The 22382-nt window shown below is 66.6% G+C and carries 20 protein-coding genes and 1 riboswitch; of the genes, 6 read left to right on the forward strand and 14 right to left on the reverse strand.

Annotated elements, in window-relative coordinates:
- Positions 1-224: 224 nt before the first annotated feature.
- From IHE47_RS13125 to cmk, 3 genes are all read right to left on the reverse strand, one after another.
- Positions 225-527 carry an integration host factor subunit beta gene (locus IHE47_RS13125; protein WP_192106490.1) on the reverse strand — a complete coding sequence of 101 codons (303 nt, stop codon included), beginning with the start codon at positions 525-527 and terminating at the stop codon, positions 225-227.
- A gap of 79 nt (positions 528-606) precedes the next feature.
- Positions 607-2280: a 30S ribosomal protein S1 gene (gene rpsA, locus IHE47_RS13130; protein ID WP_192106492.1), complete on the reverse strand. Its 1674-nt coding sequence runs from the start codon at positions 2278-2280 to the stop codon at positions 607-609.
- Between the two features lie 169 nt (positions 2281-2449).
- Complete coding sequence (cmk, locus tag IHE47_RS13135) at positions 2450-3130, reverse strand: (d)CMP kinase (protein ID WP_192106494.1); 681 nt, start codon at positions 3128-3130, stop codon at positions 2450-2452.
- A 100-nt stretch (positions 3131-3230) separates the two neighbouring features.
- Here cmk and IHE47_RS13140 point away from each other — a divergent pair, with 100 nt between their 5' ends.
- The 4 genes from IHE47_RS13140 (at position 3231) to ykgO (ending at position 7054) form a co-directional block, all read left to right on the forward strand.
- Positions 3231-3488: an acyl-CoA-binding protein gene (locus IHE47_RS13140; protein WP_192106495.1), complete on the forward strand. Its 258-nt coding sequence runs from the start codon at positions 3231-3233 to the stop codon at positions 3486-3488.
- Between the two features lie 72 nt (positions 3489-3560).
- Positions 3561-5579, forward strand: a complete 2019-nt coding sequence (locus IHE47_RS13145) for an NADPH-dependent 2,4-dienoyl-CoA reductase (protein ID WP_192106497.1) — start codon at positions 3561-3563, stop codon at positions 5577-5579.
- Positions 5580-5952: 373 nt separating this feature from the next.
- A complete protein-coding gene (locus IHE47_RS13150) occupies positions 5953-6867 on the forward strand; it encodes a LysR substrate-binding domain-containing protein (protein ID WP_192106499.1) in 915 nt (304 codons plus the stop codon).
- Positions 6868-6928: 61 nt separating this feature from the next.
- Positions 6929-7054, forward strand: coding sequence for a type B 50S ribosomal protein L36 (gene ykgO, locus IHE47_RS13155; RefSeq protein WP_007080705.1), 126 nt, complete (start codon positions 6929-6931; stop codon positions 7052-7054).
- Between the two features lie 167 nt (positions 7055-7221).
- Here the strand turns inward: ykgO and IHE47_RS13160 are convergent, their stop codons facing one another.
- The 5 genes from IHE47_RS13160 to carA all read right to left on the reverse strand — a co-directional run bounded on the left by IHE47_RS13160 (position 7222) and on the right by carA (position 13859).
- Entirely contained in the window at positions 7222-7698 is a 477-nt protein-coding gene (locus IHE47_RS13160; RefSeq protein WP_192106501.1) for a hypothetical protein, read from the reverse strand.
- A 53-nt stretch (positions 7699-7751) separates the two neighbouring features.
- Entirely contained in the window at positions 7752-8864 is a 1113-nt protein-coding gene (locus IHE47_RS13165) for a glycosyltransferase (RefSeq protein WP_255523498.1), read from the reverse strand.
- 162 nt (positions 8865-9026) lie between these two features.
- Positions 9027-9506 carry a transcription elongation factor GreA gene (greA, locus tag IHE47_RS13170; RefSeq protein WP_192106504.1) on the reverse strand — a complete coding sequence of 160 codons (480 nt, stop codon included), beginning with the start codon at positions 9504-9506 and terminating at the stop codon, positions 9027-9029.
- Complete coding sequence (gene carB, locus IHE47_RS13175) at positions 9503-12730, reverse strand: carbamoyl-phosphate synthase large subunit (protein ID WP_192106510.1); 3228 nt, start codon at positions 12728-12730, stop codon at positions 9503-9505. The genes greA and carB overlap by 4 nt, the downstream gene beginning before the upstream one ends.
- Before the next feature lies 1 nt (position 12731).
- Complete coding sequence (gene carA / locus IHE47_RS13180) at positions 12732-13859, reverse strand: glutamine-hydrolyzing carbamoyl-phosphate synthase small subunit (RefSeq protein WP_192106517.1); 1128 nt, start codon at positions 13857-13859, stop codon at positions 12732-12734.
- 213 nt (positions 13860-14072) lie between these two features.
- Here carA and IHE47_RS13185 point away from each other — a divergent pair, with 213 nt between their 5' ends.
- Together IHE47_RS13185 and IHE47_RS13190 are read left to right on the forward strand one after the other, a co-directional pair.
- Positions 14073-14768: a 2OG-Fe(II) oxygenase gene (locus IHE47_RS13185; protein ID WP_192106519.1), complete on the forward strand. Its 696-nt coding sequence runs from the start codon at positions 14073-14075 to the stop codon at positions 14766-14768.
- A gap of 203 nt (positions 14769-14971) precedes the next feature.
- Positions 14972-15751 carry a hypothetical protein gene (locus IHE47_RS13190; RefSeq protein ID WP_192106521.1) on the forward strand — a complete coding sequence of 260 codons (780 nt, stop codon included), beginning with the start codon at positions 14972-14974 and terminating at the stop codon, positions 15749-15751.
- A gap of 58 nt (positions 15752-15809) precedes the next feature.
- Here the strand turns inward: IHE47_RS13190 and IHE47_RS13195 are convergent, their stop codons facing one another.
- The 6 genes from IHE47_RS13195 to grpE form a co-directional block, all read right to left on the reverse strand.
- Positions 15810-16817 (reverse strand): sodium:calcium antiporter, encoded by a 1008-nt coding sequence (locus IHE47_RS13195; RefSeq protein ID WP_192106523.1) that lies wholly within the window; start codon positions 16815-16817, stop codon positions 15810-15812.
- Positions 16813-17026, reverse strand: a riboswitch (yybP-ykoY riboswitch). Its footprint overlaps the gene before it by 5 nt.
- A gap of 44 nt (positions 17027-17070) precedes the next feature.
- Positions 17071-17868 (reverse strand): 4-hydroxy-tetrahydrodipicolinate reductase, encoded by a 798-nt coding sequence (gene dapB / locus IHE47_RS13200; RefSeq protein WP_192106525.1) that lies wholly within the window; start codon positions 17866-17868, stop codon positions 17071-17073.
- Positions 17869-17916: 48 nt separating this feature from the next.
- Positions 17917-19041 carry a molecular chaperone DnaJ gene (gene dnaJ / locus IHE47_RS13205; RefSeq protein ID WP_192106527.1) on the reverse strand — a complete coding sequence of 375 codons (1125 nt, stop codon included), beginning with the start codon at positions 19039-19041 and terminating at the stop codon, positions 17917-17919.
- Complete coding sequence (locus IHE47_RS13210; RefSeq protein WP_192106529.1) at positions 19038-19616, reverse strand: TMEM175 family protein; 579 nt, start codon at positions 19614-19616, stop codon at positions 19038-19040. The genes dnaJ and IHE47_RS13210 overlap by 4 nt, the downstream gene beginning before the upstream one ends.
- A 125-nt stretch (positions 19617-19741) precedes the next feature.
- Entirely contained in the window at positions 19742-21655 is a 1914-nt protein-coding gene (dnaK, locus tag IHE47_RS13215) for a molecular chaperone DnaK (RefSeq protein WP_192106531.1), read from the reverse strand.
- Between the two features lie 123 nt (positions 21656-21778).
- The gene (grpE, locus tag IHE47_RS13220; protein ID WP_192106533.1) at positions 21779-22303 is read right to left on the reverse strand and encodes a nucleotide exchange factor GrpE; all 525 of its coding nucleotides are present in this window, start codon (positions 22301-22303) and stop codon (positions 21779-21781) included.
- Between the last annotated feature and the right edge of the window lie 79 nt (positions 22304-22382).

Below are 22382 nucleotides of genomic sequence, written 5' to 3' on the forward strand. Positions count from 1 at the left end.
CCAGTTGCCGCGAGTGTAGCCACGCATGGGCGGGAATGGACGCCTGTGTCTTGGGCGCCTTCCGTAAAATACAGGCGATGCCCCGCAGAAACGGGCAGACCGTGCAGCGATTGAACCACTAGGGGAAGTCAGGGGAAACCAGACCCAACGCGCACATAGCCAAAAAAAGGCAGGATCGGCTTACGCCGCCTGCCTCGATACATGCATCCACCTAGTGCATGGCGTCAGCCGGTCGCCGCTTCTTCCAGCCGCAGGTTGACGCGCTCGCGCAACTCCTTGCCAGGCTTGAAGTGCGGCACGTGCTTGCCGGGCAAGGCCACGGAATCGCCGGTCTTGGGGTTGCGCCCCATGCGCGGCGGCCGGAAGTGCAGCGCGAAGCTGCCGAAGCCGCGTACCTCGATGCGCTCGCCCTGCGACAACGCCTGGCTCATCTGCTCGACCACGCTCTTGACCGCCAACTCGACATCGGCGAACGCAAGATGGGTCTGGCGCCTGGCCAGCGCCTCGATCAATTCGGATTTGGTCATGTTCCCCCAGTCCGCGAGTGTGTTGCTGCGCTGCTGGCCCGGGGCGGCTCACGCCGCCCCGGGCCCTTCTTGCAACGCCTTAGTCGGCCTTGTTCATCTGCTCCTTGAGCAGAGCGCCGAGCTTGGTGGTGCCGCCGGCGGCCGAGGAGTATTCGGCCAGGGCTTCCTGCACGTCTTCCTCGTCCTTGGCGCGGATCGACAGCGACAGCTGGCGGCCCTTGCGGTCCATGCCGGTGAACTTGGCCTCGACCTTGTCGCCCACCTTCAGGTGCTGGGTGGCGTCGTCGATGCGCTCCTTGGCGATGTCGTTGGCGCGCAGGTAACCCTCCACGCCCTCGCCCAGGTCGATCACCGCACCCTTGGCGTCCACTTCCTTCACCGTGCCGGTGACGATGCTGCCGCGCGGGTTGTTGCCCATGAACTGGCCGAACGGATCCTGCTCCATCTGCTTGATGCCGAGCGAGATGCGCTCGCGCTCCGGATCCACCGCCAGCACCACGGCCTCGATCTCGTCGCCCTTCTTGAAGTTGCGCACGAGGTCTTCGCCGGACATCTGCCAAGAGATGTCGGACAGGTGCACCAGGCCGTCGATGCCGCCGTCCAGGCCGATGAACACGCCGAAGTCGGTGATCGACTTGATCTGGCCGGAGACCTTGTCGCCCTTCTTGTGCATGGCGGCGAAGGCTTCCCACGGGTTCGAGCGGGTCTGCTTGATGCCCAGCGAGATGCGGCGACGCTCTTCATCCACGTCCAGCACCATCACTTCGGTCTCGTCGCCGACCTGCACCACCTTGGCCGGGTTGACGTTCTTGTTGGTCCAGTCCATCTCGGACACGTGGACCAGGCCCTCGACGCCCGGCTCGATCTCGACGAAGCAGCCGTAGTCGGTGACGTTGGAGACCTTGCCGAACAGGCGCGAGCTCACCGGGTAACGACGCGAGATGTTCACCCACGGATCGTCGCCCAGCTGCTTCAGGCCCAGCGAGACGCGGTTGCGCTCCTTGTCGAACTTCAGCACGCGCACGTCCAGCTCGTCGCCGACGTTGACGACTTCGCTCGGGTGGCGCACGCGCTTCCACGCCATGTCGGTGATGTGCAGCAGGCCGTCGATGCCGCCCAGGTCCACGAACGCGCCGTAGTCGGTGAGGTTCTTGACCACGCCCTTGATGATCGCGCCTTCGACCAGACGCTCAAGCAGCTGCTCGCGCTCGGCGGAGAACTCGGTCTCGACGACGGCACGGCGGCTGACCACCACGTTGTTGCGCTTGCGGTCGAGCTTGATGATCTTGAACTCGAGTTCCTTGCCCTCGAGGTAGGTCGGCTCGCGCACCGGGCGCACGTCGACCAGCGAGCCCGGCAGGAACGCGCGGACGTCCTTGATGTCGACGGTGAAGCCGCCCTTGACCTTGCCGGAGATCATGCCCTTGATGGTCTCTTCCTTGTCGAACGCCTCCTCGAGGTCGTCCCACACCATCGAGCGCTTGGCCTTCTCGCGCGACAGCTTGGTTTCGCCGAAGCCGTCCTCGAGCGCTTCGAGGGCCACCTTCACGTGGTCGCCGACGTTCACTTCGAGGGTGCCGTCTTCGCCCTTGAACTGCTCGATCGGGACGATGCCTTCGCTCTTCAGGCCCGCGTTGATCACGACGACGTCGTTGCGGATTTCCACCACGATGCCGGTGACGATGGCGCCGGGCTTCAGCTTGGCGATGGCCTGCTGGCTCTGTTCAAACAGTTCGGCAAAACTTTCGGTCATGTTGATTCCAGAATGGGAAAGGACGGTTGCGGCGCTCCGGACTGGAAACGCAGCGGCAACGGCCCACCGGTTGGGGTGTCTTCGGAACGCCCTTGCGGGGCACGCCTCGCCACCATGGTTGAGCCCCGATCGTCATTGACCGGGGAACGAAAACCGCCGCGCAACCCGCTCAGGGCTGCACGACGGCAAGAACTTTTGCGACGACCTCGTCGATGCCCATGCCGGTGGTGTCCACCAGCACGGCCTCCGGCGCGGGCTTGAGCGGCGCGACCGAACGCGACGCATCGCGATGGTCGCGCGCCTCGATCTCGCGCTGCAGACTCGACAGTGTAACGCTGAGTCCCTTTTCCTTCAACTGCTTATAGCGTCTTTTCGCCCTCTCGGCGGCGCTGGCGGTGAGGAACACCTTGAACGGCGCATCGGGGAAGATCACCGTGCCCATGTCGCGCCCGTCGGCCACCAGGCCGGGTGCCTTGCGAAAGCCCAGCTGCAGCTCCACCAGGGCTTGCCGCACCGGGGCAAGCGAGGCGATCGCCGAGGCCGCGGCGCCCGCGGTTTCGGTGCGCAGCTCGTCGGTGGCGTCGTGGCCGTTGACCAGGATGCGGGTATCGCTGCCGTCGGCGCTGGGCTGGAAGCGGATCCTGGTGGCCTGCGCGCAGCGGGTCACCGCTTCGACGTCGGACAGGTCCAGTCCCGCCGCCCCGGCGGCGTAGCCCACCGCCCGGTACAACGCACCGGAGTCCAGCAAGCGCCATCCCAGGTGCTCGGCCACGCGCCGGCTGATCGTGCCCTTGCCCGAGCCCGAGGGACCGTCGATGGTCAGCACGGGTACGGCGGCTGTTCGGCTCATGATGGCTCCTGATCAAGCGGGGACGCGCATGGTATCGCGCCGGCCCCCGCGGCATCGCGTACCATGGCGAAATTCCGGGCCACTCCCGCGTCGATCCGCCATGAATGATCCCCGCCATGCATTCGAGCAGGCTGCCGAGGCCGTGAAACGGCTGGATTACCGCCCCGACAACGACACCCTGCTCAAGCTGTACGCGCTGTACAAGCAGGGGTCGGAGGGCGATGCGCACGGCGACCGGCCCGGTTTCTTCGATTTCGTGGGCACCGCCAAGCACGAGGCCTGGGTGCAGTTGCGCGGCCTGCCGCAGGACGAGGCGATGCGCCGCTACATCGCCCTGGTGGAGCAACTGCGGACCTGAGCCCGAACACGCCGCTTGCGTCCGCGTGCGGCAACGGGCACATTCATACGATCGTTTGAACACGGTCGCGCCATGAACTACCCCCATCTGTTCGCCCCGCTCGATCTGGGCCACGTCACCCTGCCCAACCGCATCCTGATGGGCTCGATGCACACCGGGCTAGAGGACAAGGCCGCCGACTTCGACAAGCTGGCCGCCTACTTCGCCGAGCGTGCCCGCGGCGGCGTGGGCCTGATGGTCACCGGCGGCATCGCGCCCAGCATCCGCGGCTGGCTGAAGCCGTTCGGCGGACGCCTCTCGATGCCCTGGCACGTGGCGCGCCACCGCAAGCTCACCGCTGCCGTGCATGCCGAAGGGGGCAGGATCTGCATGCAGATCCTGCATGCGGGGCGCTACGGCTACCACCCGCTGTCGGTGGCGCCCTCGCGAATCAAGTCGCCCATCACCCCGTTCACCCCACGTGCGCTCTCCACGGGCGGCGTGGAGCGCACCATCCGCGACTTCGTGCGCAGCGCCCGGCTGGCCCGCGAAGCGGGCTACGACGGCATCGAGGTGATGGGCTCGGAGGGCTACCTCATCAACGAGTTCATCGCCGCGCGCACCAACCAGCGCAACGACGCATGGGGCGGCGACGCCGGGCGGCGCATGCGCTTCCCCGCGGAGATCGTGCGTCGCACGCGCGAGGCGGTGGGCCGCGACTTCATCATCATCTACCGGTTGTCGATGCTCGACCTGGTCGAGGGCGGCCAGAGCTGGGACGGGGTCGTCGCGCTGGCCAAGGCCATCGAAGCGGCTGGCGCCAGCATCATCAACACCGGCATCGGCTGGCATGAAGCGCGCGTGCCCACCATCGTCACCAGCGTGCCGCGCGCGGGTTTCGCGTGGGTGACGAGGAAGCTCAAGGGCGAGGTTGCCATCCCGCTGGTCGCCACCAACCGAATCAACATGCCCGAAGTGGCGGAGCGCGTGCTGGCCGAGGGCGATGCCGACATGGTCTCGATGGCGCGGCCGCTGCTCGCCGACCCCGAGTGGGCGAACAAGGCGAAGGGTGGCCGCAGCGAGCGCATCAACACCTGCATCGCCTGCAACCAGGCCTGCCTCGACCACGTGTTCCAGAACCGGCGCGCCAGTTGCCTGGTCAATCCGCGCGCCTGCCACGAGACCGAGCTGAAGATCGGACCCGCGGCGCAGCGCAAGCGCATCGCCGTGGTCGGCGCAGGCCCGGCCGGCATGGCCTGCGCCGCCACGCTGGCCGAGCGCGGCCATGCGGTGGCCCTGTTCGACAGGTCCAGCGAAATCGGCGGCCAGTTCAACTACGCCAAGCGGATTCCCGGCAAGGAAGAGTTCCACGAAACCCTGCGCTACTTCCGCCACCGCCTTGCCGATGCCGGCGTCGAGCTGAAACTGGGCCACGAGGCCGGGGCCGCCGCGCTGAAGGCGGCCGGCTACGACGAAGTGGTGGTGGCCACCGGCGTGATGCCGCGCAAGGTACGGTTCCCTGGCAGCGACGACCCGCGCGTGCTGGGTTACCTGGACGTGCTCGCGCGCAACCAGCCGGTCGGGCAGCGGGTGGCGATCATCGGCACCGGCGGCATCGGTTTCGACGTGGCCGAATTCCTCGTCGAGCACCAGCCCTCCCCCGCCACCGACGTCGCGCGCTGGTCGCGCGAATGGGGCGTGGACACCAGCCAGTCCCAGCGTGGCGGCCTGCTGAAACCGCAGCCGGAAGCGCCGCTGCGCCAGGTCTGGCTGCTCCAGCGCAGCGAGGGCCGCCCCGGCGCGCGGCTCAACAAGACCACCGGCTGGGTGCACCGCGCCACGCTCAAGGCCAAGCAGGTGACCATGCTGGGCAAGGTCGGCTACGAACGTTTCGACGAGGCCGGCCTGCACATCACCGTCGATGGCCAGCCGCAGATCCTGCCGGTGGACAACGTGGTGATCTGCGCCGGCCAGGAGCCGGATCGCCGCCTGGCCGACGAACTGGCCGGCATGGGCATCCCGGCGCATCTCATCGGCGGCGCGGACATAGCCGCCGAACTCGATGCGAAACGCGCCATCGACCAAGGCACGCGGCTGGCTTGCCAGCTTTGAGCGTAAACAACGGCGGTCACGGGGAAAATTTGAAAGTGCGGCCATGGATGGCTGCTCGCTTGATCTTCGCGACGCTCTGCCACAAACCCGCAACGCAGCGGCCTTCCCTGAAAAGTGCGGCCATGGATGGCCGCCCGTTTGATCTTTGCGATCATGGATCGATCGCACAGGAGAACCACAAAAAAACGCCTCGCGGTGCGACGCATCGAAATGGCCAGGGAGGGGGAGTGGCCGTTCGAGTGCTGCGTCGCCGCGAGGCGTGGGTCGCCACCACCGGGGGAGGGGGGAGGATGGTGGGACGAGGGGTATTTTATGAGCGACACATTCAAGCATCCAATATATATTTGGATCGATATTTATACGAAACCCATATATGTTTGACTTCCGCCAGCTGCGCTACTTCGTCACGGTCGCCGAGGAATTGAGCTTCACGCGCGCCGCGCTGCGCCTGCACATCTCCCAGCCGCCGCTCTCGCAGCAGATCCAGGCCCTGGAACGGGACCTCGGCGTCCTGCTGCTGGAACGCAGCAAACGCAAGGTGGCGTTGACCGAGCCCGGCAAGGTTTTCCTCGAACAGGCTCGCCTGATCCTTGCCCAGGCCGAGCTGGCACGCAGCCGTACCGCCGATGCCGCGGCCGGCCACAGCGGCCAGTTGCGGCTGGCGTACACGTTGTCGGTATCGTTCCACCCCGCCCTGCCCCGCACCCTGCTGCGCCATCGCCAGATGGCACAGGGCGTGGACGTCCAGTTGCGCGAGATGAACAACGCCCCGCAGTTCGCCGCCCTGCTGGCCAACGAGATCGACATCGGCTTCGTGCGTACCGAGCCGCGCCACCTGCAGGACGCCCGCAAGTTGCGCCTGCGCATGCTCGATCGCGAGCCGCTGATGCTCGCCCTGCCCTCCAGCCACCCGCTGGCCACGCGCGACCAGTTGCACATGGGCGAAGTGGCCGGCGAGGCCTTCGTCACGCAACCGCGCGAGGTGGCCGCCACCCTGCACGAAAAGCTCACCACGCTGGCCAGTGCGGCCGGCTTCCACCCCCGTACCGTGCAACAGGCGCGGCAGATCAGCGGACTGCTGGCCCTGGTGGCGGCGGGCCTGGGCGTGGCGCTGGTGCCGGCGACGATGCGCGCGGTGCACCTGGCCGGGGTCAGCTATGTGCCGCTGGCCGATCCCGCCGCCCAACTCCTGCTGGCCGTGGCCAGCCGGGCCGACGATGCCTCCCCGGTGGTGGCGCAATTCCTGTCCACCGTGGACGAATTCGTCCGTGATTCCGGCAACTTGTGACTGGCGATTCAGCAGGTTATACTAGCCCGCTGATTTTTCCGTTTGGTATCAGGAGCTCGCCGTGAAGGTGCTTAACTCGTTGAAGTCCGCCAAGGCGCGGCACCGCGACTGCAAGATCGTGCGTCGTCGCGGCAAGGTGTTCGTGATCTGCAAGAGCAACCCGCGTTTCAAGGCTCGTCAGCGCTGAGTCCGGCATGACGCGTGGATAAGAAAGGCCGCATCGATGCGGCCTTTTTTGTGTCTGCGATTTCTGGCGGTCGCCCTTCAGGTATCGCTTGCACGAAGCCGAAAACCGCTCCCGGCGGGTTTGGTTTCTGGCATGCAAGCCAGAACGTGGGGGTAGATCGCCGCGCTTCAGGTCTTCGACGTCGATCGCCTGCACGACAGCCAGAACAGCACCGCGGAGACGGTCAGCGAGACCCAGTAGTCGCTGGGTGCCGGCCCCCACCAGTGGATGTGCCACGGGATGTAGCGCGGCGCGAAATGCGCCACGCCATAGGCCGGGTTCAACACGAACCACAGGAAATCCTCGGTGATCCAGAACAGCATGATGCAGGCGAACACGCGCGCTTCGGCACGCCAGTTCCAGCGGCCGGTGAAGATCAGCGGGAAATGGAAGAACAATCCCATGCAGGGGAAAAGCCAGGCGTGGTAGCCGGTCATCGGCCGGCCACCCCAGAAAATATCCAGCAGCCAGTGATGCTCGATGCGCCAGGTCGGCAGGTTCGCCGCCCAGCCGGCGGCGCCTTCGATCTGGATCTCCACGTTGGCAAAGAAGAAAGCCAGCAGCACGGTCCAGCCCAGGGTCAGCAGCAGCACCAGCGGCCGCATGGAAACAGGGTCTTCTCCTGCATGCAGGAATCGTCGATCCATCGGGCGCACGCTCAATGCTCCACCGGCCCAGCCGCTGTCCGCCGGCCCTCGAGCTGGGCCTGCACGATCTCCAGTACGCGCTGCGCCGCCTGCGGCTGGCCGAGGCGACGCGCCTGTTCGCGCATCCGCGCCAGGCGCTGGGGTTCGGCCAGCAACTGGCGCACGCGGTATTCGAGCGAGACCAGGTCGATCGCCTTCAACGCCGCCCCCTGCTCCAGCACATAGTCCGCGTTGCGCTCTTCCTGGCCCGGGACCGGCGCATACACCACCATCGGCACGCCCATCGCCAGGCATTCGGAGGTGGTCAGTCCGCCCGGCTTGGTGATCACCAGGTCCGAACAGGCCATCAGCTGCGGCACTTCGCTGGTGAAGCCGAACGGGAACAGGCGCCCCGGATGCTCCGTGGCCAGCAACTTCAGCCTGGCCAGGGCGGCCTCGTTGCGCCCGGCCAGCACGATGAGCTGGAAGTCGTGCTCGAGCCGCATCAGCGCCGTGGCCACTTCGTCGAGCTTGCCGACCCCGGCGCCGCCGCCCATCAGCATGATGGTCTGCCTGGCCGGATCCAGGCCGAAGCGCCCGGCACAGGTCGGGCGATCCTGCGGCTGGGTGAACGCCGGCATCACCGGAATGCCGGTGGCGTGGATGCGCCCCGCCTCGATGTGGTTGGCCTGCATGCGGAAGGCGATCTCGTCGCTGGCAGCGAAGAAACCCGTCATGCGCGGGATCACCCACATGCCGTGCAGGTCGAAGTCGGTGACCTGCACCCACACCGGCACCGTGAAGCGTTCGCGCCGGATCTCGTGCATCAGCATCTCGGCGGGCAGGAAGTGGGTGCAGACGATGGCGTCCGGCGCGAACGCGTTGATCGCCTTGCGCAGGTCGCCCGTGCCCAGTCGTTCGATGGCACGCCGCAGTTTCTGCATCGGGCCGTTCGGGTCGGCCTCCGAGCTGCGCTGGTACAGCATGCCCCACAGCGTCGGGTAGCTGCTGATCAGGGTGATGTAGAAATCGGTGTACAGCTTGCGGAACGCCGATGGCACGTAGTCCATCGCATCCAGGTGCCGGGTCTCGACCTGCGGCAAGGTCGTCTCGGCGGTCAGGCGCAACGCCTCGGCAGCACGCATGTGGCCTGCTCCGGCGGAGACGCTGAGTAACAGGATTTTCTGCTGCGGCATGGGGCGGACCGTTGTCAGGTGACCGTCGACGGGGGCAGCCCGCCCCCGGTTGGCTTGCCAGGCCGGCCACCGAGGTGGCCGGCCGTTCCAGACGTAGCTTCAGCCTGGCAATCAGGAATAACGCACGCCCGTGATTTCGTAATGCTTGACGCCGTTCGGCGCGGTGAACTCGAAGCTGTCGCCTTCGCTCTTGCCGATCAGTGCACGCGCGATCGGCGAGGACACTGCGATCAGGCTCTGCTTGATGTCGGCCTCGAGGTCGCCCACGATCTGATAGGTCACCTCGGCGCCGCTGTCCTCGTCCGCCAGGTCCACGATGGCACCGAACACCACCTTGCTGCCCGGGTTGAGGCGCGACACGTCGATCACCTCGGCGGTGGAAAGCAGCGCCTCCAACTGGCCGATGCGGCCCTCGATGAAGCTCTGCAGCTCGCGCGCGGCGTGGTACTCGGCGTTTTCCTTGAGGTCGCCGTGCGCACGTGCTTCGGCAATCGCCGCGATGATGCGCGGGCGATCTTCCGACTTCAGCTTTTCCAACTCGGCGCGCAGGCGTTCCGAACCTGCCTTGGTGATGGGGGCGCGATTGCTCATGCGCTCAATTCCTTGTGAAGTTCCTGCAGGCTGTGCACGTCCGCGCTGTTGTGGAAGTCCAGCGAATGGACCAGCGCACGCGCGCCTGCCACGGTGGTGGAGTACGTGACGCGCTGCTGCAGGGCCTCGCGCCGGATCGAGAACGAGTCGGCGATCGCCTGCTTGCCCTCGGTGGTGTTGACGATGTAGACGATCTCGCCGTTCTTGATCAGGTCGACGATGTGCGGGCGGCCCTCGGCCACCTTGTTGATGCGCTCGCAGGCCACGCCTTGCCCGGCCAGGTACTTGGCCGTGCCTTCGGTGGCGACCAGGCTGAAGCCCTTGGCCAGCGCCTCGCGCGCCACCGGCAGCAGGCGGTCCTTGTCGGCATCGCGCACCGACACGAACACCTTGCCCTTCGGCGGGGTCTTGATGCCGGCAGCATCGTGGCCACGCGCGAAGGCGGCGCCGAAGCTGCGGCCCACGCCCATCACCTCGCCGGTGGAACGCATCTCGGGGCCGAGGATCGGATCCACGTTCTGGAACTTCAGGAACGGGAAGATCGCCTCCTTCACCGAGTAGTACGACGGGATCACTTCCCTGGTCGTGCCCTGCGCAACCAGCGAACGGCCGGCCATCGCACGCGCGGCGATCTTCGCCAGCGGCACGCCGGTGGCCTTGGACACGAACGGCACCGTGCGCGAGGCGCGCGGGTTCACCTCGAGGATGAACACGGTGTCGCCCTGGATCGCGAACTGCGTGTTCATCAGGCCGATGACCTTCAGCTCCTTCGCCATCGCGGCGACCTGGCGGCGCATCTCGTCCTGCACTTCCGGCGACAACGAGTACGGCGGCAGCGAGCACGAAGAGTCGCCCGAGTGCACGCCGGCTTCCTCGATGTGCTCCATGATGCCGCCGATCAGCACGTTGCCTTCGGCATCGGCGATGATGTCCACGTCCACCTCGACCGCGTGGTCGAGGAAGCGGTCCAGCAGCACCGGCGAGTCGTTCGATACCTGCACCGCCTCGCGGATGTAGCGCGAAAGGTCGGCGTCGTCGTACACCACTTCCATCGCGCGGCCGCCCAGCACATAGCTCGGGCGCACCACCAGCGGATAGCCGATCTCGCGGGCCAGCGCCAGCGCCTCGTCGGCGTTGCGCGCGGTACGGTTCGGCGGCTGGATCAAGCCGAGTTTCACGATCATCTGCTGGAAACGCTCGCGGTCCTCGGCCAGGTCGATCGAATCCGGCGAGGTACCGATTACCGGTACGCCCGCGGCTTCCAGTGCACGTGCCAGCTTCAACGGCGTCTGCCCGCCGTATTGCACGATCACGCCCTTGGGCTTTTCGAGGTCGACGATTTCCAGCACGTCTTCCAGCGTCAGCGGCTCGAAGTACAGGCGGTCGGAAGTGTCGTAGTCGGTGGAGACGGTTTCCGGGTTGCAGTTGACCATGATGGTCTCGAAACCATCCTCGCGCAGGGCGAGCGCCGCGTGCACGCAGCAGTAGTCGAACTCGATGCCCTGGCCGATGCGGTTCGGGCCGCCGCCGAGCACGATGATCTTGTCGCGGCTGGTCGGGTTGGCTTCGCACTCTTCCTCGTAGGTCGAGTACATGTAGGCGGTGGTGGTGGCGAACTCGGCAGCGCAGGAGTCCACGCGCTTGTACACCGGGCGCACGCCCAGCGTGTGACGCAAGTGACGCACCGCCGCTTCGGTGGTTTCCGTGAGCTCGGCGAGGCGCGCGTCGGAGAAGCCCATGCGCTTCAGCTCGCGCATGCGCGGCGCGTCGAACGCGGTCAACCCATTCGCCGCCACTTCGCCTTCGGTCAGCACGATGTCTTCGAACGCGGCGAGGAACCACGGGTCGACGCGGCTGAGGTTGTACACCTCTTCCAGCGTGAGGCCCGCGCGGAACGCATCCGCGAGATGGAACACACGATCCGGGCGCGGCTCGCGCAGCTCACGCTTGAGCGTGGCCAGGCCCGCCTCGGTGGAAATATCCAGGCCAGTCGGGTTCAGGCCGGTCTTGCCGATCTCCAGTCCGCGCAGCGCCTTCTGCAGTGATTCGTGGAAGGTGCGGCCCATCGCCATCACCTCGCCCACCGACTTCATCTGGGTGGTGAGGCGCGCGTCGGCGGCCGGGAACTTCTCGAAGGCAAACCGGGGAATCTTGGTGACCACGTAATCGATGGTCGGCTCGAACGAGGCCGGGGTCAGGCCGCCGGTGATGTCGTTCTTCAGCTCGTCCAGCGTGTAGCCCACGGCCAGCTTGGCGGCGATCTTGGCGATCGGGAAGCCGGTGGCCTTGGAGGCCAGCGCGGACGAACGCGACACGCGCGGGTTCATCTCGATCACCACCACGCGCCCGTTCTCGGCATTGATGCCGAACTGCACGTTGGAGCCGCCGGTGTCCACGCCGATCTTGCGCAGCACCGCGATCGAGGCATCGCGCAGGCGCTGGTATTCCTTGTCGGTGAGCGTCTGCGCCGGCGCGACGGTGATCGAGTCGCCGGTGTGCACGCCCATCGGATCGAGGTTCTCGATCGAGCACACGATGATGCAGTTGTCCGCCTTGTCGCGGACCACTTCCATCTCGAATTCCTTCCAGCCGAGCACGGATTCCTCGACCAGCACTTCGCCCACCGGCGAGAGTTCCAGGCCGCGCTTGACGATCTCTTCAAACTCTTCCTTGTTGTAGGCGATGCCGCCACCCGAACCGCCCAGCGTGAAGCTCGGGCGGATGATGGTGGGGAAGCCCACCTTCGCCTGCGCCAGCAGCGCCTGCTCGAAGGTGCGGACCACTTCGGCCTTCGGACATTCCAGGCCGATGTCGGCCATGGCCACGCGGAACAACTCGCGGTCCTCGGCCATGCGGATGGCTTCGCGCGAGGCGCCAATCAGCTCGACGTTGTACTTCTCCAGCACGCCATGGTCGGCGAGGTCGAGCGCGCAGTTGAGGCCGGTCTGGCCACCCATCGTCGGCAGCACCGCGTCCGGGCGCTCCTTGGCGATGATGCGCTCCACCGTCTGCCAGTTGATCGGCTCGATGTAGACCGCGTCGGCGGTCTCCGGGTCGGTCATGATCGTGGCGGGATTGGAGTTCACCAGGATCACCCGGTAACCCTCTTCCTTCAGCGCCTTGCACGCCTGCGCGCCGGAGTAGTCGAACTCGCAGGCCTGGCCGATGACGATCGGGCCGGCGCCGATGATGAGGATGCTCTTGATATCGGTACGCTTGGCCATCTCAGCGGGCCTCCTGCATCAGCTTGGCAAAACGATCAAACAGGTAACCCATCTCGTGCGGGCCGGGGCTCGCTTCCGGATGGCCCTGGAAGCAGAATGCCGGGCGGTCGGTGAGCGCGAAGCCCTGCAGCGAGCCGTCGAACAGCGACTGGTGGGTCACCCGCACGTTCGCCGGCAGCGTGGTCGGATCGACCGCGAAGCCGTGGTTCTGCGAGGTGATCAGCACGCGGCCGTCGTCCAGGTCCTTCACCGGATGGTTCGCGCCGTGGTGGCCGAACTTCATCTTCAGCGTCTTCGCGCCCAGCGCCAGGCCCATGATCTGGTGACCGAGGCAGATGCCGAACAGCGGGATCTTCGCGTCGAGGAACTGCTTGGCCGCTTCGATCGCGTAGTCGCATGCGGCCGGATCGCCGGGGCCGTTGGAGAGGAACACGCCGTCCGGCTTCATCGCCAACACCTCGGCCGCCGGCGTCTGCGCGGGCACCACGGTGATGTCGCAGCCCTGCTCGGCCAGCAGGCGCAGGATGTTCTGCTTCACGCCGTAGTCGTAGGCCACCACCTTGAAGCGCCGGGCCGGCTGGCTGAAGGCCGTGCGGTCGAGGTCGTAGATGCCTTCGTTCCAGCTGTACGGCTTGCTCACGCTGACCACCTTGGCCAGGTCCATGCCGTTCAAGCCGGGGAAGGCGCGCGCCTTCGCCAGTGCGGCTTCGGCGTCGATGGCTTCGCCGGCCACGATGCAGCCGTTGAGCGCCCCCTTGTCGCGCAGGATGCGGGTGAGGCGGCGCGTGTCGATGCCGGCGATGGCGACGATGCCGTGGCGCTTGAGGTAATCGGGGAGGCTTTCAGTGCTGCGCCAGTTGCTCGCGCGGCGCGGCACGTCGCGCACGATCAGGCCGGCGGCGTGCACGGCGGTGGACTCGGCATCCTCGGCGTTGATGCCGGTGTTGCCGATGTGCGGGTACGTGAGGGTGACAATCTGGCGCGAGTACGAGGGATCGGTGAGGATCTCCTGGTAACCGGTCATGGCGGTGTTGAAAACCACCTCGCCGACGGTTTCACCAGTCGCGCCCACGGCATGGCCGTGGAACACGCTGCCGTCTTCGAGGGCAAGCAGAGCGGGGATGGGCATGGAAACCGCCTTTCGGGTGCAGCAAAGTCCGCAAGCCGCGAAAAGCAGGCTTGAGAACCTTGGAAGGGAGGACGTTCGGGCGGGTGGCAATGATAGGCGCAGGGGCACCGGCTGTCCACTTCGAATCGGGCATGAGGCGTGGATTTCGTCAGCCTCCGTATCATCGCGTGGCGTTAGACTGATCCGCCGTTTCCAGGGAAATGAAACCTGCCCATGAGTCCGGATGCCCTGCTCGATCCTGCCCGCTTCGATCGCCCGGACACCCTGGTGCAGCGGGAACCGTTTCCCTTCATGGTGGCCCATGGCCAGTTGCCCGACGACGCGCGTGGCGAGTTGGATCGCGACTTCCCGCCTTACCCGAGTGCCGGCTTCTTCCCGTGGGATCCGGCCGATTGCGGCCCATCGATCAACGCCCTGGTCGGGCAGCTCACCGCCCCCGATTTCGCCGACCTGATCGGCGGCAAGCTGGGCATCGCCGGGCTCGGCCAGTATCCGACGCTGGTGACGCTGTGCCGCCTGCTCAACAAGCGCCACGGCACCATCCACACCGACAGCAAGTCCAAGGTCGCCACCGCCCTGCTCTACCTCAACCCGCAATGGCCCGACACCAGTGACGGCTGCCTGCGCTTCCTGGACAAGATCGACGACATCGATGCGCTCGTGGCCCCCGAACTGCCGCCGCTGTACGGCGAATTCGCCGTGTTCAGGCGCAGCGACAACTCCTTCCACGGCCACCTGCCCTACGAGGGCGAGCGCCGGGTGATCCAGGTGGCCTGGCTCACCAGCGAGGAGGAGAAACTGCGCAAGACCAGGCGCGGCAAGTTCTCCCGCCTGTTCAAGAAACTGTTCGGCAAGCTGGACACGCGGTACGGCGCCAAGCGCGACCGCAACGCCGCGCACCGCGACTGAGCCTCACCAAGCCTCCTGGTTCAAATCTTGCTTTCCTGCCAGCGAATCCAGCTGGCGGGCGGCCTGAGGCGCTCCCTGACGCAATTCGCCGGCACTTGCAAGCGACTTTGCCCGCGCCTATATGTGTGCGCTTCGTCACACTTTCAGGGACGGTGTGAACGAAAGTCCGTGGCCTGGCCACGCGAATACGCTCGGAGGGGACTATGAAACTGCTCACTGTGTGTGTGGTTGCGGCGCTTGCGGCTTCCGCCGCGGCAAGCGCCCGCGCGGGAGATTCGGACAAGGCCGTCGTCTGGCGGGACTGGACCGATACCGTGGCTCCAGCCCAGCAAGAGCACTACGAGGCCGGCGTCAAGGCATTCAACCAGTGCCTGCGCGAGCACCATGTCAAGTTCAGCATGCCGACCGTGGCCCACGAGACTGGCAACGACTACCAGTATTCGTCCGACGTGGGGCCTGTCACCTGGGCCGACCTGGACGCCCTGGATGCCCAGATGAAGCCATGTGATGCGACCTGGCGCTCGCAGGGCAACCCGTACCTGACGGGCGAGACCAGTGCGCTCATGGTGCTGCAGCCCGACCTGAGCAGCCCATCCGCCAACTGGCGAACCGAAGTTCCGCCGCCGATCCTGCAGGTGCTCGACTACAAGCTGAAGCCGGGGCGCGAACCAGGAATGGCCTTCAACGACGCGGTCAAGAAGATCACCGCCGCGGCCATCAAGGCCAACTGGCCGTATCACTGGTACACCTTCCAGATCCAGGGCGATGGCGATGGCGCGCCTGACTATGTCCTGGTGATCCGCAGCAAGAACTGGGCTGAAGCCGGTGCCGAGCCTGATCCCCCGCTGTGGAAGATGGTGGCCGGCGTGTACGGGCAGTCTGCCGCGGACGCGATCCGCAAATCCCTGGACGATTCGATCGCCAAGGCATCCGACCACTTCGACAGGTACAACGCCGACCTCAGCTACACGGCCGGCAAGTGACGCCTGCTGTCCTCCGGACGGCCACACGCCGCCCGGAGGACAGCGCAACGGCCGGACCTCAACGGGCGAAATGCAAGGCCACGACCATGGCGAACACGCCGTACAAAAGGCCCACTGGCAGCAGTTGGCGCGCATCCACGTTTCCGCGCTGGAACAGCCACCAGAGATAGGCGATCGCGGCCGCAGTCAACGCGCCCGATGTCAGCAGCGGCGCATCGAACAGCCACGGCGTGGCGAAGATCGCCAGCGCACTGGGGATGGTGGCCTGGATCATCATGGCGCCGGAGATGTTCGCCAGCGCCAGGCGCTCCTTGCCCTGGCGCACCCAGATCAGCGCGTTGAGCGTCTCCGGCAGTTCGGTCGCCACCGGGCTCAGCACCAGCGCCACCAGGTGCGGCGGCAGCGACATTGCCACGCCGATCGCTTCCAGTTGGCCTACGAACACCCTCGAAGCCACGGCGATCACCACCAGCGCAGCCACGGCCTGCAGCCACACCCAGCCCAGCGCGGGGTCCGCCTGGCGCGGGCACAGCTTCAGCGGTTCCAGCTCTTCCTCTTCTTCCGGCACGCTGTCGTCGCTGCGCATCTCGCGCCACACGTACAGTGCATAGGCCAGCAGGAACACCACGCCAAGCGCCGGCTTGAGCGCGAACGCCACCAGGCCGAGACCAACCTTGAGTGCGAAGATCGCCAGGAACCACGACTGGTCGCGCGCCAGCCGCTGGTGATCGACGCGCACCAGCCCATCGACGCGCCGCAGGCGCTTGCGGTTGCTCAACAATGCGATGCCGACCACCGCATAGGCCACCGTGGCCAACGCCAGCGGACCACCCATCGCCGCGCCCACGCCGATGTCGCGTGCTGCGGGTGTCTTGCCGAAGATCACCGCGACGAAGGTGACGGCGCTTTCCGGCAGCGCGGTGCCGAACGCGGCTAGCACGGTGCCGGTGGCGGTCGCGCCCATGTCGAGCTTGCGCCCCAGCCACTCGACGCTGTTGACGAAATATTCGCAGGCTAGATAGATCGCGCCGGCGGAGACGAGGAACAGGGCGAGGATAGGCAGCATGGGATGCACGGGCCGGGCGAACGATGGAACCGATGGCGCAACGACACCGTTCGCCCGGCCGGGTGAGGTGTCGCTGGCCAAAGGTCTCGCCGGGCAACGCATCGGGCGACGATGCCTGCCGTTCGCACCATGGCGCCGCGGGCGGCGACCAAGTCTGTTGATGCGAACGCCTCGGGGGATGAGGCTGGCTACTCCCCAATGACAGGCCAGCGATGCTAGCTGCCGGCAGGTGGCGAGGCAAGTTTTTGCGGGTTCAGCCCGGCGACGCGAGCACGTCTTCCAGCCGCCAATGCCCGGCCGCGCGGCCGACCAGCCAATGCGCCGCCTGCAGGGCGCCGCGGGCAAAGATCGCGCGGTCGGTGGCGCGGTGCCCGAGTTCAAGCCGTTCGCCCGGCCCGATCAGCAAGGCCTGGTGCTCGCCCACGATGTCGCCGCCGCGCACCACGGCGAAGCCGATGCTGCCGGGAGCACGCTCGCCGGTGCGCCCTTCGCGGCTGTAGACGGCGGCCTGCGACAGCGTGGTGTCGCGCGCCGCGGCCGCCGCCTGCCCCAGCGCCAGCGCCGTGCCCGAGGGGGCATCCTGCTTGCGGCCATGATGGGCTTCGACGATTTCCAGGTCCCACTCCGGCAAGGCGCCGGCTGCCTCGCGCAGCAGCCGCGTCAGCAGCGCCACGCCAAGGCTGAAGTTCGCCGCGCGCAGCAGCGCGATGCGCGCGCCGGCGGCTTCCAGCCGTGCCTGCAGGGTCGCATCGAGGCCGGTGGTGCCGGTGACGAGGGGGATGCCGTGCGCAAGGCAATGATCCAGCGCCGCCGCCAGGCCGGTCGGACCACTGAAATCGACTACCACGTCGGTCGCGGGGGCATGCGACCAGTCGTGCGCATGACGCAGGGAGTGCCCGAACCAGACCGGCTCGCCGTCATGCGCCGAGCCCGGCGACACCACTGTATGCACCAATTCGAAACGGCCATCTGCGCGCAGCAGCGACAGCAGGGCCTGGCCCATGCGGCCGGAGGCGCCATTGATGGCGAGGCGGATCGGCGAACTGGTCATGGCGGACATCCTGGCGTGCGCGGCAAACGGACGTCCAAAGTTAGCAGTTTACGAAGTCACCTTCGACCAGAACTGCTTCACGCCATCGAACCAGTTGTGCGCGCGCGGCATGTGCTCCTCGGCCTTGCCTTCGTTGAAGCTGGCCTCGAGCTGTTCCAGCAGCTCGCGCTGCTGCCTGGTGAGGCGTACCGGCGTTTCCACCGCCACCCGGCAGATCAGGTCGCCGGAACGGCCGCTGCGCACCGACTTCACGCCGCGCCCGCGCAGGCGGAAAGTCTGCCCGGTCTGTGTCTCCGGCGGAATGGTGATCGGCACCTCGCCTTCCAGCGTCGGCACCGGCAATTCGGCGCCCAGCGCGGCCTGCGAGAAACGGATCGGCACTTCGCAGTAGAGGTCGTTGCCTTCGCGCTGGAAGATCGCGTGTTCGCGCACGCGCACTTCCACGTACAGGTCGCCCGCCGGTGTGCCGGACGGGCCGGCTTCGCCCTGGCCGGTCAACCGGATGCGGTCGCCGTTGTCCACGCCGGCGGGGATCTTCACCGACAGCGTGCGGGTCTCTTCCAGCCGGCCCTCGCCATGGCAGTGCTTGCACGGCTTCTCGATCGCCTGGCCACTGCCGCCGCAATGCGGGCATGCCTGCTGGATCGAGAAGATGCCGTTCTGCATGCGCACGCGGCCGTGGCCGTGGCAGGTCTTGCACTGCACGGTCTTGCCGTCGGCCGAGCCGCTGCCGTTGCAGTGGTGGCAGTTGACCTGCGACGGGATCTCGATCTTGCGCTCGATGCCGAACACGGCCTCTTCGAGATCCAGCTCCATGATGTAGCGCAGGTCGGCGCCGCGCCGCGGCTGGCGGCTGCGGCCACCGCCGAAGATGTCGCCAAAGATGTCGCCGAAGATGTCACCCATGTCACCGAAGCCCGCACCACCGCCGCGGCCGCCCATGCCACCCTCGAAGGCCGCATGCCCGTACTGGTCGTACAAGGCGCGCTTCTGCGCGTCGGAAAGCACCTCGTAGGCCTCCTTGGCCTCCTTGAACTTCTCCTGCGCGTGCGGATCGTCGGGACAACGGTCCGGGTGGTACTTCATCGCGAGGCGGCGGAAGGATTTCTTCAGCTCGACCTCGGTGACGGTACGTTCGACACTGAGGACTTCGTAGTAATCACGCTTGCTCATTGCTTGATCCGCGATTCGATGCGCCGATCAGGAATGAACCAGATCGCTGCCACCGTGGCATAAAACAGACACGACACCCACGGCGCCACGAACGCCAGCAGGATGCCTCCCAGATACATGGTGACGGCCACCTTGCCTTTCCAGTCGCCACCGAGCGCCTGCGCCAGCAGCGAGGTCTTACCGCCGTTCGCGCAGATGAGGCTGTATTGCAGCGGCAGCCAGGCAATGGCGCACATCAGCAACACGAAACCGTAGACCGCCACCGGCAGCGTGGCGAACTGGTTCTCGCCCATCCAGCCCGTGGCCACCGGCATCAGCGACAACCAGAACAGCAGGTGCAGGTTGGCCCACAGCACGCTGCCGTCCACCTTCTTCGCCGCATGCAGGAAGTGGTGGTGATTGTTCCAGTAGATGCCCACGTAGACGAAGCTCAGCACGTAGCTGAGGAACACCGGCCACTGCGCGGCCAGCACCTCCCAGCTTGCGCCGTGCGGCACCTTCAGCTCCAGCACCATGATGGTGATGATGATGGCCAGCACGCCATCGCTGAAGGCCTCCAAGCGTCCCTTGTCCATCGCTCTCCCCAGAAAAGCTTATGCGCTCCTCCATGAGCGCGAAAGTCAAACGGGCGGCCATCCTTGGCCGCACTTTTCAGCAACGAGCGTTGCTTTCGCAGCACCCGTTTTGAGCCAGGGCACGCTTACTTCTTGTCGTCCTTCACCTCGGTGAACTCGGCGTCCACCACGTCGTCCGGCTGGGCCGAACCGCCCGGGCCCGGCTGCGCACCGGCGTCGGCCGGGCCGCCCTGGGCCGCGGCGTACAACGCCTGCGCGGCCTGTTCCAGCTTGGAGATCTTGGCCTCGATCAGCGCCTTGTCGTCGCCGTCCTTGACCTTCTCCAGTTCCGACAGCGCCTCCTCGATGCTGCCGATCTGCGCGCCGACCTTGCCGCCGTGCTCCTTCAGCGCACTGCGGGTGGCGTGCACCAGCTGGTCGGCCTTGTTGCGCGTGCCCACCAGCTCGTGGAACTTCTTGTCCTCTTCCTTGTTGGCCTCGGCGTCGGCCACCATGCGGGCGATCTCCTCCTCGGAGAGGCCCGAGCCGGCCTTGATCTCGATCTTCTGTTCCTTGCCGGTCTTCTTGTCCTTGGCCGACACGTGCAGGATGCCGTTGGCGTCGATGTCGAAGGTCACCTCGATCTGCGGCATGCCGCGCGGCGCCGGCTCGATGCCCTGCAGGTCGAACTTGCCCAGCGACTTGTTGGCGTTGGCGCGCTCGCGCTCGCCCTGCAGCACGTGCACGGTCACCGCGGTCTGGTTGTCGTCGGCGGTGGAGAACGTCTGCGCCGCCTTGGTCGGCACGGTGGTGTTCTTCTCGATCAGCTTGGTCATCACGCCGCCCATGGTCTCGATGCCCAGCGACAGCGGGGTCACGTCGAGCAGCAGCACGTCCTTCACCGAACCGCCCAGCACGCCGCCCTGGATCGCGGCGCCCACGGCCACGGCCTCGTCCGGGTTGACGTCCTTGCGCGGCTCCTTGCCGAAGAAGTCCTTCACCGACTCCTGCACCTTCGGCATGCGGGTCTGGCCGCCGACCAGGATCACCTCGTCGATGTCGGACACGCGCAGGCCGGCGTCGTTGAGGGCGGTGCGGCAGGGCTCGATGGTGCGCTTGACCAGGTCTTCCACCAGCGCTTCCAGCTTGGCGCGGGTGAGCTTGATGTTGAGGTGCTTCGGACCGGAAGCATCGGCCGTCACGTACGGCAGGTTCACCTCGGTCTGGTGCGCGGAGGACAGCTCGATCTTGGCGCGCTCGGCGGCGTCCTTCAGGCGCTGCAGGGCCAGCGGGTCCTTGCGCAGGTCGATGCCCTGGTCCTTCTGGAACTCCTCGACCAGATAGTCGATGACGCGCATGTCGAAGTCCTCGCCACCGAGGAAGGTGTCACCGTTGGTGGCCAGCACCTCGAACTGCTTCTCGCCGTCGACCTCGGCGATCTCGATGATCGACACGTCGAAGGTGCCGCCGCCCAGGTCGTACACCGCGATCTTGCGGTCGCCGCCCTTCTTGTCCAGGCCATAGGCCAGCGCGGCCGCGGTCGGCTCGTTGATGATGCGCTTCACTTCCAGGCCTGCGATGCGGCCGGCGTCCTTGGTGGCCTGGCGCTGGCTGTCGTTGAAGTAGGCGGGCACCGTGATGACGGCCTCGGTGACCGGCTCACCGAGATAGTCCTCGGCGGTCTTCTTCATCTTCATCAGCACCTTCGCGGAGACTTCCGGCGGCGCCATCTTCCTGCCGTCTGCGGTCGCCACCCAGGCGTCGCCGTTGTCGTTCGCGACGATGGCGTAGGGCACGATGTGGATGTCCTTCTGCACCTCGGCGTCGGTGAACTTGCGGCCGATCAGGCGCTTCACCGCGTAGAAGGTGTTCTTGGGGTTGGTCACGCCCTGGCGCTTGGCCGGCGCGCCGACCAGCACTTCGCCATCCTTGCTGAAGGCCACGATGGACGGCGTGGTGCGATCGCCCTCCGAATTCTCGATGACCCTGGTGGTGCTGCCGTCCATCACGGACACGCAGGAATTGGTGGTGCCCAGGTCGATGCCGATGATCTTGCCCATGTGTTAGCTCCCGAATCTCGAAGGCGGCCCCCACGGCCGCGCAATGGTTTTCCAGATGGGGCCCGCGTGCGGCGAATCAATGCCGACGGGACTCCGGATGCGTCGCGCCCGCTGGCGCGCGGTTCAGTCTTTCGCCACGGCCACCAGCGCGGGGCGCAGCAGGCGGTCGTTCAACACGTAGCCCTTCTGCAGCACGCTGACCACGGTGCCTGCCTCCGCGCCGGGCGACTCGACCATGCTCACCGCATGGTGGCGCTCGGGATCGAGCGGCTGGCCCAGCGGATCGACCTGCGCCAGGCCGTGGCTCTCGCCCACCTTCAGCAGCGACTTGAGGGTGAGGCCCAGGCCCTGGCGCATCGCCGCCACGTCGGCGGTTTCCACCGCGAGGCCGCTTTCCAGGCCGTCGAACACCGGCAGCAGCTCGTTCAGCAGCTTCTCGTTGGCGAAGCGGCGGGCCTGCTCCAGGTCGCGGTGCAGGCGGCGGCGCTGGTTCTCCAGCTCGGCCTTCTCGCGCAGCACGGTTTCGCGCAGCTCGGTATTGCCGGCCTCCAGCTCGGCCACGCGGGCCTTCAGCGCTTCCAGGTCGGCGCTGACCGCCTCGCCGGCTGCATCGGCGCCTTGCGCCGGGTGCGAATCGTTGTTGTGCATGAATGACTCCAAGCCTCGTCCGTGGCCGGCAGGTGGCGCCGACCGATTCAAAACCTGCGGGCAATCCCCGCCTCCCGCG

Source organism: Rhodanobacter sp. DHB23 (assembly GCF_014842975.1).
GTDB lineage: Bacteria > Pseudomonadota > Gammaproteobacteria > Xanthomonadales > Rhodanobacteraceae > Rhodanobacter_A.